The sequence below is a fragment of the Herbaspirillum sp. SJZ106 genome (assembly GCF_006715495.1).
Classification (GTDB): domain Bacteria; phylum Pseudomonadota; class Gammaproteobacteria; order Burkholderiales; family Burkholderiaceae_D; genus Herbaspirillum.
Window position 1 is genome coordinate 456,369 of sequence record NZ_VFNI01000001.1, and the last position, 12,308, is coordinate 468,676.

9 protein-coding genes and 1 other RNA gene are annotated in these 12,308 nt (G+C 61.7%); 5 read left to right on the forward strand and 5 right to left on the reverse strand.

Features of this window, described 5'->3' with window-relative positions:
- Positions 1-26 precede the first annotated feature (26 nt).
- The 4 genes from FB598_RS02030 (at position 27) to FB598_RS02045 (ending at position 4,414) form a co-directional block, all read left to right on the forward strand.
- Complete coding sequence (locus FB598_RS02030) at positions 27-803, forward strand: IclR family transcriptional regulator (protein WP_141912225.1); 777 nt, start codon at positions 27-29, stop codon at positions 801-803.
- A 98-nt stretch (positions 804-901) separates the two neighbouring features.
- Entirely contained in the window at positions 902-1,876 is a 975-nt protein-coding gene (locus FB598_RS02035; protein WP_141912228.1) for a helix-turn-helix domain-containing protein, read from the forward strand.
- Between the two features lie 294 nt (positions 1,877-2,170).
- Entirely contained in the window at positions 2,171-3,202 is a 1,032-nt protein-coding gene (locus tag FB598_RS02040; protein WP_141912231.1) for a transporter, read from the forward strand.
- A 21-nt stretch (positions 3,203-3,223) separates the two neighbouring features.
- Entirely contained in the window at positions 3,224-4,414 is a 1,191-nt protein-coding gene (locus tag FB598_RS02045; RefSeq protein ID WP_221292297.1) for an MFS transporter, read from the forward strand.
- A 695-nt stretch (positions 4,415-5,109) separates the two neighbouring features.
- On the opposite strand, the gene ssrA is transcribed toward FB598_RS02045, so the two are convergent.
- The 5 genes from ssrA to ompA all read right to left on the reverse strand — a co-directional run bounded on the left by ssrA (position 5,110) and on the right by ompA (position 11,720).
- Positions 5,110-5,470, reverse strand: a transfer-messenger RNA (tmRNA) gene (gene ssrA, locus FB598_RS02050).
- Positions 5,471-5,550: 80 nt separating this feature from the next.
- A complete protein-coding gene (locus FB598_RS02055; protein ID WP_141912235.1) occupies positions 5,551-9,279 on the reverse strand; it encodes a DUF748 domain-containing protein in 3,729 nt (1,242 codons plus the stop codon).
- A gap of 266 nt (positions 9,280-9,545) precedes the next feature.
- Positions 9,546-10,214, reverse strand: coding sequence for an HAD family hydrolase (locus FB598_RS02060; RefSeq protein WP_141912238.1), 669 nt, complete (start codon positions 10,212-10,214; stop codon positions 9,546-9,548).
- A gap of 73 nt (positions 10,215-10,287) precedes the next feature.
- Positions 10,288-10,995, reverse strand: coding sequence for a bifunctional 2-polyprenyl-6-hydroxyphenol methylase/3-demethylubiquinol 3-O-methyltransferase UbiG (gene ubiG, locus FB598_RS02065; protein ID WP_141912241.1), 708 nt, complete (start codon positions 10,993-10,995; stop codon positions 10,288-10,290).
- 110 nt (positions 10,996-11,105) lie between these two features.
- The gene (gene ompA, locus FB598_RS02070) at positions 11,106-11,720 is read right to left on the reverse strand and encodes an outer membrane protein OmpA (RefSeq protein ID WP_141912244.1); all 615 of its coding nucleotides are present in this window, start codon (positions 11,718-11,720) and stop codon (positions 11,106-11,108) included.
- A gap of 120 nt (positions 11,721-11,840) precedes the next feature.
- Here ompA and FB598_RS02075 point away from each other — a divergent pair, with 120 nt between their 5' ends.
- Complete coding sequence (locus tag FB598_RS02075) at positions 11,841-12,038, forward strand: hypothetical protein (protein ID WP_141912247.1); 198 nt, start codon at positions 11,841-11,843, stop codon at positions 12,036-12,038.
- The last annotated feature ends 270 nt before the right edge of the window (positions 12,039-12,308 follow it).

The following is a 12,308-nucleotide window of genomic DNA, read 5'->3' on the forward strand; positions in this document are numbered from 1 at the left end:
GACCCGGTAAGATGTACAGGAAAGCCATGGCAACCGACCGATCGTTAAGCGTACTGCGCCTCTTCACGCTGGAGACGCCAGCCTGGACCGTGGAGCAGATTGCCCGCACGCTAGAGGTTTCCATGAGCACCGCCTACCGTTACGTGCTGGCGCTGGAAGAGGTTGGGCTGGTGGCTGCCAGCGGCGGCGGGTACTACATTCTGGGGCCGGCCATCCTGCAACTGGATCGCCAGATCCAGTTGACCGATCCGCTGCTCTTGAGCGCGCGCCCGGTGATGAACCGGCTGGCCGGCTATGCACCGGATGGCTCGGTGGTGCTCCTATGCCGCGCCTTCGCCGATACCGTGCTATGCATCCACCAGGTACATACCAAAGGCCCGCAATCGCTGATCAGCTACGAGCGCGGCAGGCCGATGCCGCTGTTTCTTGGCGCGACTTCGCGCATCATCCTGGCACATGAACCGACGCGCCGCCTCAAGCGGCTCTACGAACGCCACCAGGAGCAATTGCGCAGCAGTGGCATGGCCGACTCCTGGGAGCAGTTCCGCAGCCAGCAGTCGCAGTTGCGCAAGGTCGGTTATGCGGTGTCCTTCGGCGAGATCGATCCGGATCGCATCGGCATCGCCGTGGCGTTGTTGGGAGATACGCGCCAGCCCATCGGCAGTCTCAGTTTCGTCCTGCCGGGTAGTGCCGAAGAGGCCCACATTCCCATCCTGGCCAGCGTGCTGGCCACCGGCAGCCGGGATATTGCCACCGGTATGCAGAGCATTGGCGGCGACGAGGACAGACGCGCAAGCGCCTGACCCGGACCACAAGCAGAAGGCTGCAGGCAACAAGAAGAGTAATGCACACGTGAGTTGCGTCATGAAGCGCAGCGAAGACGCTGGCCAAGGAGATCAGCATGGCAAGACTGGCTGTCGTCGTCACCGACGACATCGCACAAACAGAACGTAGCCAGATCTGGAAAACCTGGCTGAGCACTTATGTGGCGCGTGACCCGGATGATCTGGCTGCCTCGGACATCAGCTTCAGCCCTGGCGATTCGCAAGATTTTCGTGGCTGTATCGAATATGGCGACCTGGGCGACGCCAGTCTATGCCGGGTGCGCAGCGATGCATGCCGTTATCTGCGCCAGCCGGCAAAGATGCCGCAGGATGCTCCGAGCGCTGCCATGATCGTCCTGCAGACGCGCGGCACCAGCGTATTTCGCCAGGGCCAGCGGCAGGATGTCTTGCGTCCAGGGGACTGGAGTCTCTACGACACCTCGCGCGCCTTTTCCATTGCCAGTGAAGGGGAGGGCGAGCATCTGGTGCTGCTGCATCCGCGCTCTGCCGAACCGCCTCTGCAAGCCGCACTGGGCCATCTTGCTGCACGCAGCTTCGGTCGCACCGGAATTGAGCGCATGGTGCGTGAGCAGATCAGCAGCGCCTTCCGCGAATGCCACACCATGCCCTTGCGTTCAGGCAACGTAGTGGCCAACAGCATCCTGCAACTGGTGGCCTCGGCCCTGGAAGCCAGCAACGACCATCCGGCTGGCGTCGCCATCGGTTTGCGCCAGCGGATTGTGCAATTCATCGATGAACACCTGGGTGACGAACATCTTACCGTCGCGCGCATTGCCGAAGCATTCGGTTATTCCAGCCGGCAGATCCACCGCATGTTCGGCGACGAGACTGGCATGACGGTGGCCCAGTATCTCTGGCAGCGTCGGCTGGCACAGAGTCTCAAGGATTTGCAGGATAGCGAGCAGGCCGGCTGCACCATCACCGAAATCGCTTTCCGCTGGGGCTTCAGTAATGCGGCCCACTTCAGCCATGCCTTCAAGCAGGCCTATGGCCTCAGTCCTCGTGAGTGCAGGATGGCTGCGCGCTGCTGAAAGATCCTGCGTCGCTTCGTCTGAACGATTCGGCCCGCTTTGGCGGGCCGTTTTCGTGTCTGCGTGCGTTTTTTTCTTTGTCATGAATCCGCTCGAGCTCCAGCTCTTGACACAGGTCACTTTCAACAAAGAACGCGTCGCTCAGGCAAAAGAGCCGCTCCGGCATTGCTTCTACACTTGCCAGGAACTTGATCAGACCGCTTGACAGCACTGCCCAGACAGGTAGGCAAGGCGGCTTCGGGTTTCACCATAACAAGACAGCGATCCGCAGATCGCCTCATATCGGAGACAACCATGCAAGTGCCATCGGGAAAGCGCCGGGCTTTCCGTCATCTCATTCTCATCACTCTCATCGGTGCCAGCCTGGCACTGGGCGCCGACCATGCGCTGGCGCAGGCCAGCGGCATTGCACCCACGGTATCGCAGCCGCAGGGACTGAACCTGGGCGAAACCAGTTTCATGGATGGTTTTTCGCGCACCGAGCCCGGCTGGGTCTACCTGCCCGCGCTGCGTTACTCCAACGGGAATGCCATCAAGGATGGCAGCGGACGAGATTCGGCCGCCTTCAAGGATCCGCGCATTGACGCCCTGACCCTGGTCAATCACCTTTCCTATACCTCGCCCATTCGTATCGGCAATGCCACGCTTGGCATGAACGCAATCCTGCCAGTGGTTTACCTGGATGGGCGCTTTGGTCAGCCTGGCGCAACGCTGACCGGGGGCGGAACCAGCATCGGCGATCTGACCATTGGTCCATCCCTGCAATTCGCCCCCGTGATGGGCGCGACCGGGCCGCTTTACTCACAGCGTCTGGAGTTATCTTTCCTGCTGCCCACGGGGCACTACAACCGCAACAACGACCTCAACCAGGGGGCCGGCTATTACTCGATCAACCCCTACTGGGCCGCGACGCTGCTGCCCGCACCGCGCTGGGAAATCAGCTGGCGCCTGCACTATCTCTACAACTTCAAGAACACCCAGCCGGCGGGCAGCGCGCCTCTGGCCTACCAGGGGCAAACCGTGCGCGACACCCAGGCCGGACAGGCGGCCTGGATCAATCTGACCACTTCCTATGAGGTGATGCGCGATGTGCGACTGGGCTTGAACAGCTACTACTTCAAGCAACTCACCGACAGCAAGACCAATGGAATGGACATGGCCGATTCGCGCGAACAGGTGCTGGGTGTGGGCCTTGGCGCGATGTTTACCATCCATCGTGGTGACAAGCGCGATGCCTTGTGGATCAACAGCTATACCGAAAGCCACGTGCGCAATCGCACCCGCAACAGCCTGATCGTGCAGGCGCGTTACGCCTACGAGTTCTGATTCAGGCCACCACAGGAGAACATGATGAGCCAGCAACATAAGACAGAGGCAAGCCACAACGTCGACAGCGGCAAGACGCTCGGTCTGTTGGGGTTCCTGATGATGATCGGCGTAGGTACGTTGCAGATGCAACCGGTGCTGGGCGGCGCGTTGGTCGATCATTGGGGGGTGAGCCTGCAGCAGATGGGCATGTTGTTTGGCGCTGAACTGATCGCCATGGCCATCGGCTGCGGTAGTTCCGCGCTGGTGGTCAATCGTTGGGACCGGCGCCGATTGTGTCAGTGCGGCTTGCTGCTGCTGGCTGGAGGGAGTGCGCTGAGCGCCTTGCACGGCGAGTACTGGCTGTTGTGCGCTTCCCGCGCGGTGGCCGGTTTCGGCGGCGGTGTGGCGCAAACGGTGGTGTATGCCACCAGCGCGCAACGCAGCAACAAGGATCGAACCTATGCGGCCACCAACATCATGCTTCTGCTATGGGGGGCGATCTCGATTGGCGCTACGCCGCTGCTGATCTCGGCTGCCGGCGTCGGTGCGGTATTCTTGAGTTTCCCGCTGATGGTGATGCCGGCCTTGGCCATGACGCGTCTGATCCCGCGCCAGGCCCGCTTGCCTGTTCGCAGCGCTGAGCCGTTGGCGGCGCCTCCGCTCACTCTACGGACCACCTTGTTGCTGGTCTTGTTCGGTTTGCTCTTTGCCGGGCATGGCGTGCTGTGGGTTTATCAGGAGCGTATCGGTGTCTCCATCGGCCTGCCCGGTCACGTGATTGGTGCAATTCTCGGTCTGAGCACGCTGGCTGGGGCAGCTGGCGCGGCCAGCGCGGGCATATTGGGGAAACGTCTGGGGCACCTGCCAGCACAGGTGATCGGGTTTGTTGGCTCTATCGTGGCCTCGCTGGCCATCGTGCACGGCCAGACACCGCTGGTCTATGCGGCGGCGGCGGCGCTGGTGATGGCGGTGTGGTTCTTCGGACTGACTTACCTGTTTGCCTTGTCTGCCGAACTGGATCCGACCGGGCGCCTCACGAGTCTGGCCAATGCCGCTGTCTTCATCGGCCAGGGGCTGGGGCCGGTCATGGCAGCGCTGTTCGTGAGCGGCAACCACTTCCGAGCGGTCGGATGGCTTTCTGCCAGCATCTATGCCATCTGCCTGGTCATTGCGTTCTACGTCACTGCCCACGCAGCACCGGCGGCGCCTCGAGGGGCACCGCAACTTTGAACGCGAGTGAATCCGACTATTGTTGTCACCCCATCGGGGGCCATGTCGTGGAGGTGGGAATCTCCCGGGATTGCGCTTGCAAGCGCAATCCGCTCGCCGGGCGCGACGCATGTGTCGCGCAACCCCCGGCTCGCCCCGCGTCCGTGCCGGACGCGGATTCGGTTCCCGGAGCATCAAAAACAAAAGGAAATGGCCCCGATGGGGGCAGGGTGGCGGGAATCTCCCGGGATTGCGCTTGCAAGCGCAATCCGCGCGCCGGGCGCGACGCGTGCGTCGCGCAACTCCCGGCTCGCCCCGCGTCCGTGCCGGACGCGGATTCGGTTCTCGGAGCATCAAAAACAAAAGGAAATGGCCCCGATGGGGCCGGGGTGGCGGGAATCTCCCGGGATTGCGCTTGCAAGCGCAATCCGCTCGCCGGGCGCGACGCGTGCGTCGCGCAACCCCCGGCTCGCCCCGCGTCCGTGCCGGACGCGGATTCGGTTCTCGGAGCATCAAAAACAAAAGGAAATGGCCCCGATGGGGGCGGGGTGGCGGGAATCTCCCGGGATTGCGCTTGCAAGCGCAATCCGCTCGCCGGGCGTGACGCATGCGTCGCGCAACCCCCGGCTCGCCCCGCGTCCGTGCCGGACGCGGATTCGGTTCTCGGAGCATCAAAAACAAAAGGAAATGGCCCCGATGGGGCCATTTCCTTTTGTTGGTGGAGGCGGCGGGAATCGAACCCGCGTCCGCAAGCACTCTACAGACGGTTCTACATACTTAGTGCTGTCATTTGATTTAACCCGGCCGCCGCGGACGCACACGCTGCGGCAAGGCTAGTCACCTTGGATTTAACCCCGGTTCAAGTGACCCGTTCCGAGGCGATTCTCTGTAAATGACTCCACTGCTGTTGCCAGCCCACCCCAGAGACGAGATGGTGTGGAGCTAACCGCGATTAAGCGGCCAGTGCGTACGAGTTATCGTTAGCAGTTATTTACGTTCTGACTGTATTTACGAGGTAATCAGGCCTCGGTATGCCCCGCGCTGCTTTGCAACCCACGTCGAAACCAAGTCGCCCCCGCAGAAACGCAGAAAGGGAATTATAACCTACTGTAGGGGCGCTTTCGGTTTTATCAAGTCTTCCGGTGCTGTTTCCTGCCTTATTGGATGCCGAGGTCGACCCGGGTGGTGGCTTCCTTGTCCGGGATGCCGTCGGCGCTGAGTTTGGGGGCGATCAGGAAAATGCGTTCGGCGGGGATCACGCTTTGTTCCTGCAGGTAATTACGGACCTGGTCGGCGCGGCGCTGGGCCAGGTTGCGCAGGTCGTCTTGCGTGACTTCCGTGTTGTCGGTGATCAACTTTTGCATTTCTTCCGGCGGCAGCGATTTGGCCAGGCCGATCATGTTGCGCGGTTTCTTGAACTTCGCGTCCTTGTAGACCCGTTCGAGATACTTGGGGCGCTCGGCATCGCTGATTTGCACTGCGCCGGCAGGTTGGCCTTCCTTGTCCATCAGATCCTTGCGCTTGAGGGTGCGCATCTGGCGGTTCAGGGCTTCCTGGCGCAGGCCCTGGTCATCGATCTTGGGATCGACGCGGCCGGTGATGTCGAGCTTGATGCCGGGGCGTTCGTTGAGGACGTAACCGAGGGCGTCAAGCTTCTTGCGGATTTCCGGGGTGATCTCGGCCGAGCCGGGAGCGAATTCGATATACCGCAGTTCGCCGATGTCGTCGGAGCCGTTGAACATCGATCCGATCAGCGCGAACGGCGAGGTGACGGCCTTGACGATCAGGTTCACGAACACGCGCAAGATGATGCCGCCGACCGAGAACTGCGGGTCGGAGAGCGAGCCCGAGATCGGCAGGTTGAGGTTGATGTTGCCATTGCGGTCCTTGAGCAGCGAAACCGCCAGCATCACCGGCAGCTTGGTGGCGTCGGGGCTGTCGACGCGTTCGCCGAAGGTGAGTTGTTCGATGCGCACGTCGTTTTCGGCGACCAGTTTGTCGTTCTCGATCTTGTATTGCACATCCATCGACAGCTTGCCCTTGGTGATCGGGTAGCCGGCGTATTTGGCCGAGTAGGGCGTCAGGCGCGGCAACTGCACGCCGTTGGCGCTGGCCTTGATGTCGAGGAACATGGGCTTGAACAGCGGATTGAGCGAGCCGGAAATCTGCAACGGGGCGTCGTTGTCGATCTTGCCGCTGATGTTGACGGGCGCCGGTTGCGGTTTCTCCGACGAGATTTCGCCGATGGTGCCGGCCAGGTCGGTCATGTTGGCGGTGTAGTTCGGCTTGACGAAATTGTCGGTGTAGTTGATGTTGCCGGCGGCCAGCACGACTTGCCCGATGCGCACGATCGGCGCATTCGGATCGGCGGCGGCGGTTACCGGGGCGGCCGAGGTGACGGTCTTGGGCGCGCTGGCGGTGTCCTTGGGTTCTTTGTTGTCCTGCTTGTCGGCATTGGTGATCGAGCCTTGCGATTGCGCGTCGGACACCAGGATGTCCTGCAGGTTCAGACGGCCTTTCTCGGACAGGATGGTGCGCGCGTAGAAGTTGGTCAGCGCGATCTTGTCCAGCGAGATTTGCGTACGGCCGCCCAGCTTGGCGCGGATGCCGCTGAGGTCGAGCGCGCGCCAGCGCAGGAAGTCGGTGGAGGTGATCTTGTCTTGCATGCGCAGGTTGTTGACGGCGGCGCTGCCGTTGTAGCTGAGCGCGAACTTCCGCTGCTCCAGCGGCGGCGTGACGGCCAGCTTGCCCTTGGCGCTGAGCAAGCCGCTGGTCAGCGTGACGTTGAGCGCATTGGCGAAGTAGCCCTGGAAGGGGGCGATAGGCAGGCTTTTCGCATCCAGGTTGAGGTTGATGTCCTTTAACTGCGGCGCGGCCTGGCCGTTGATGTCGAGTTTGCCGCTCTTGTCGAACTGGGCTTGCAGGCTCAACTTGGTGTCGCGGTCGAGCTTGCTGGAAAGGTTCTGCACTTGCAGGTTGATGCCGTGGATCTTCAAGCGGGACTTGGCGCCGGCGGCCGCATCTTCAAAGTTGAGGCTGCTGTCGGCCAGGCTGAAGGTGTTCAGGCGCGCCACCCATGGCGATGGCGGCGTTCCCTTGGCCGGCGCCTTGTTGCCGGATGGCTCGGGTGCGCGCTCCGCGGCGGCGGGGGCAGGGGCTGCCGCCTGCAGCCGTTGCAGGTTGAAGCTGCCGTCGCCTTCGCGCCGGATATCGCCGCTCAGCCCGCTGATGCGGATGGCGTCGGCTTGCGCCAGATGCGCGGCCAGGTCGAGCGAGGCTTGTTGCAAGGCGATCGATTTGACCGTGATGGCGTTGGCATTTTTTACCTTGGGCGCCAGCTTGAGGTTGGCGAGGTCGAGGCTGGTATCGCTCAGCTTGAGTTGCTTATCCTGGAACTGGATCGTTGAAGCGCCGGACAAGGCGCCGGATACATTGGCTGCCAGCGAGCGGTTCAGGTAATTCTGGTAGCCGGCGATGTCGATGCCGTCCAGCGTCAGCTTGCCGTTGAGCTGCGGCTTGAGCGGTGCGATGTCGCCGTCGAACGCCAGCTTGCCGCGGCCGTTCTCGACCAGGGAGATTTTCAGCGCGGCGGGTTTGGCGTCGGCGTCGGTCGAGAGTTGGGACGCGTCGACGCTGAATTGGCTCAGTTGTACGTTTTGCGCGGGCGCTGCGTTGGCTTCGTCGCGCCAGTTGATTTCGCCGTCGCGTACGCTGAGTTGCTGGACGAGGATGGCGGCGTCTTTCTTTTCAGCGGCGCTGGGGGCGGGAGTTTGCGCCGCCGGCGCATCGCTTGCCTGGGCGGGCTTGGCGGGTTTGGCAGTTTGGCCCGAGGCCAGCGCCCGTACCCAGTTGATGTCGCCGCGCGCATTCATCGCTGCCCACACTTGCGGCGCTTCCAGGCTGATTTGCGCGATCTCGCCGCTGGCATTGAGCACATCGAACTGCTTGATGTTGGCGGCCAGTTTCTTGGCCTTGAACAACTGGGCTTGGCTCTTGTCCTGCACCGAGATGTCTTCCAGGGCGAGATCGCCGCTCAGTGCCACCTTGGGTTTGCCGTCGGTGCGGACGAAGCCCAGGTCCAGTTTGGTCGTGAGCTTGGCGCTTTGCAGCTTGACCGGCAGCGCAACGGGGACGAAGGGCAGGTAGCTGACCACATCGAGCTGGTCGATGTCGATGGCGAAGGTCGATTCCTGGGTGCTGGCGAAAGGCTTGCTGCGTCCCTGCAGATGAAAGGGCGTGCCGTTGATGTCGGCCGAGAGCTGGGGCTGCACCGAGCTGTCGATGCTGCCGGGCAGGTTGGAAATGAAGGGCAGGCCGATCTGCAGCGCCTGGACGTTGATGTCTTTGCCGGTGACCTTGTCTTCGAAGCGGATCTTGCCGTCCTGCAGTTGCACGTTGGCCAGCGAGAACTGCGACTTCGAATCGCTCTTGGGCATGGCATCGATGCGCTCGAGGATATCGGAGAAGTTGTAGTGGCCGATGCCCTCGGCGTCCAGGCGTACCACGTGCACGTCGGGCGCGGTCAGCTTGATTTCGTCGAGTACCGGTGCCAGGCGGAAGAGGGAGGCGGAAGAGGCGTTGACCAGCAGGCTCCTGGCCGCGAAGAAGGGCGTTTTCTGGTCCGGTTCGTAGAGCGTGACATCGGAGACGGTCAGCGCCAGCCGGAACGGGTTGAAGTCGATTTTGCCGATGTCGAGCTTGCGGCCTATCTTTTCCTGGGTCTGCTCGATGGCGATCTTTTTGATGAAGGACGGCAGCGCCAGCCAACTGGCGGCGGCCAGCGCGAGCAGGACAACCAGGATCCAGGCGAGCCATTTGAGCGGGCGGCGCAAGCGCTGCTGCGATTTCCAGTTGTTGAGGGTTGCTGCAATGCCTGGATTTGCCATGCTGGATGTTCCTTCTCGATGCAACCGGGCGGCGAAGGCGCTGCGCAGGAGCAGGCGGGCGGCACCGGTGCGTTCAACGATATTTGTTATGTGTGCGAAGAACAGGTGGCGGTATGGTTGGCCACTTGCATCATTCTAATGCGGCATCGGCAAGCGTGGAGCATAGATCTCGAAATAGGGGCAAGCAAGCGTGGTGGCGGAATGCAAATCGGCTGCGCGCGGCAGCCGATTGAACGGGGCGGGGCTTGCCATCGGCCCTGCGCAAATCAGATCGGCGCAGGCCCCAGCAGTTCCAGCAGTTTTTGCGGCTCGTGCAGCAGCGCGTCGGCATCCCAGGAGGCCGGTGCGGAGTGGCCGCAATAGCCCCAGGCCGCCGCCACGGTGGGCATGCCGGCAGCCTTGCCGGCTTGCACATCGCGCAAGTCATCGCCGACGTACCAGCAATCCTCCGGCGCCAGTTGCAAGCGTTTGGCCGCTTCCAGCAGGGGGGCGGGGTGCGGTTTGGGATGCGGCGTGGTGTCGCCCGAGACCACGCAGGCGGCATGCCCCAGGCCGATCTGCGGCACCAGCGCATCGGTAAAGCGGGCGGCCTTGTTGGTGACGATGCCCCAGGCGATGCCGCGCGCTTCCAGCTGGGCCAGCATGTCGGGGATATTGTCGAACAGTTTGCTGTGGGCGGCCATGTTGGCTTCGTAACGGTCCAGGAAGCGTACTTTCAGGGACTCGTACTCGGCGTGGCCGGGGTGGATATCCAGCGCGGCGCCGATCAGTCCGCGCGCGCCGGCCGATGCGACAGGGCGCAGCACTTCGTAAGGCGCCGGTTCAAGGCCGTGTTCGCTGCGCAGGAAATTGGCCGCGGCGGCGAGGTCGGGGGCGGTGTCGGCAAGCGTGCCGTCGAGGTCGAACAGGATGGCGCGCGGTGGGCGTAGCGGCATGGTGCGTCACAGGATGGGGTTGGAGGAAGGGCGCCGCGCATGGGCAGCGGCGCCCGGCAACTGCTGCGGCCGTTCAGGCGAGCGGCCGGGTGCAGGCGACCAGATAGTTGACGTCGGTATCGTTGTTGAGCGAATAGATCTTGGTGATCGGGTTGTAGCTCATGCCTTTGAAGGCATCGATATCCAGGTCCGCCTGGCGGATATATCGCCCCAGTTCGGCCGGGGTGATGAACTTGGCGTAATCGTGGGTCCCTTTGGGCAGCATGCGCAGCAGGTATTCGGCGCCGATGATCGCCAGCAGGTAAGCCTTGGGATTGCGGTTGAGTGTCGAGAAAAATACCTTGCCACCGGGTTTGACCAGGGTGGCGCAGGCGCGCACGATGGAAGACGGATCGGGCACGTGTTCCAGCATTTCCATGCAGGTGACGACATCGAATTGCCCGGGTTCGCGTGCGGCCATGTCTTCCGCGGCGATCTTTTCGTAACGCACCTGCACGCCGGATTCCATGCTGTGCAGGTCGGCAACCTTCAGGGCCTTGTCGGACAGGTCGATGCCGGTGACGTTGGCGCCCTTGGCCGCCATCGATTCGGCCAGGATGCCGCCGCCGCAGCCGATATCGAGCACTTTCTTGCCGGCCAGCGGCGCGCGGGCATTGATCCATTCCAGGCGCAGCGGATTGATCTCGTGCAGGGGGCGGAATTCGGAGCCGGGATCCCACCAGCGGTGGGCCAGCTCACTGAATTTCTGGAGTTCTTGGGGGTCGGCATTGGTCGCATTCATAGGCGCAATGATAGCCGAAACAGGAGCGGGTGTCGGATGGCCGGAAATCAAATAGGCATAAAAAAACCCCGCCGAAGCGGGGTTCATTGAGGCCTTGTAGCGTCAATCGATTACTTGCGGGTACCCACAACTTCGATTTCCACGCGGCGGTTCTTGGCGCGGCCAGCTGCAGTCTTGTTGTCTGCGACCGGTTGCGACTTGCCCTTGCCTTCAGTGTAGACGCGGTTGGCTTCGACACCCTTGGAAACCAGGTATGCCTTGACAGCTTCAGCGCGGCGAACCGACAGCTTCTGGTTGTAGGCAACCGAGCCAACGGAGTCGGTGTGGCCGACAGCGATGATGACTTCCAGGTTGATCGCCTTCAGGTTGCCGACCAGCTCGTCCAGCTTGGCCTTGCCGGCAGGCTTCAGGACTGCCTTGTCGAAGTCGAAGAACGCGTCAGCAGCGTAGGTCACTTTTTCGGATGTCGGAGCAGCAGGAGCGGCAGCAGGAGCAGCAGGAGCGGCAGCAGCAACCGGTGCCGGTGCAGGCGGCTCTTCGCAAGGGCCGTTCACATAGGCGGTTTGCCAGCACAGACCGTAACCGCTGCGGGTAACGACGTCACGGCCATCTTGCAGGTATGCGCTGCCCGGACGGACCTTGATGTCCTTGATTTCCTGAGCGGTGGCAGACAGAGCGATGGCTGCGGACGCAGCAGCGAAGACGAGTTTTGCTAATTTGTTCATGTTTCTCCTCTCGGGTGAGATATCCGCAGATAAACTGCGCTACAAGATTACGACATCAAAAAAATGAATAATATCATGTGTTCAGGTCGTCACAGCCCCTTGTTTCCTAGGTGGCATGCGATGAACTTAGCCGCCATTCTGCCACAGGGATTGCCCTTGAGTGATGCTTGCTATTTGGTCCAGACAACGTTTTTGGGACTGTGTTGTTTCCGCGCAACGCGCTTTTTTAGCGGCATTTTTGTCGCCGAAGAGCTTAAAAAATCACCTTTTCAGCAAGAAAATCCTTATTTTTCATGTAGTTCGCCAATCCTTGCATGACCATGGAAGTTGCCTTTTGCATGCCATATCGATGCGAGTGAAGGTTCAGATCCCTCCCGTTTCAGGGTTCAGGGAATCCGATTTCAAAGAAACCTCCCGGAAGCCTCATTCCCGTCGCGATGTTGTCTTATGGAAAATGTTTTGCCGGCAATCCGGGTCCTCCAGGCTATCTGGCCGCTAATAATATATAGGCCATCGTTCGCAGCGGGCAGGTTGCGGCCGATCCATGGCGCGAGGCGATGACGGGTATGCGGCTGCGGGGTTCCCAAG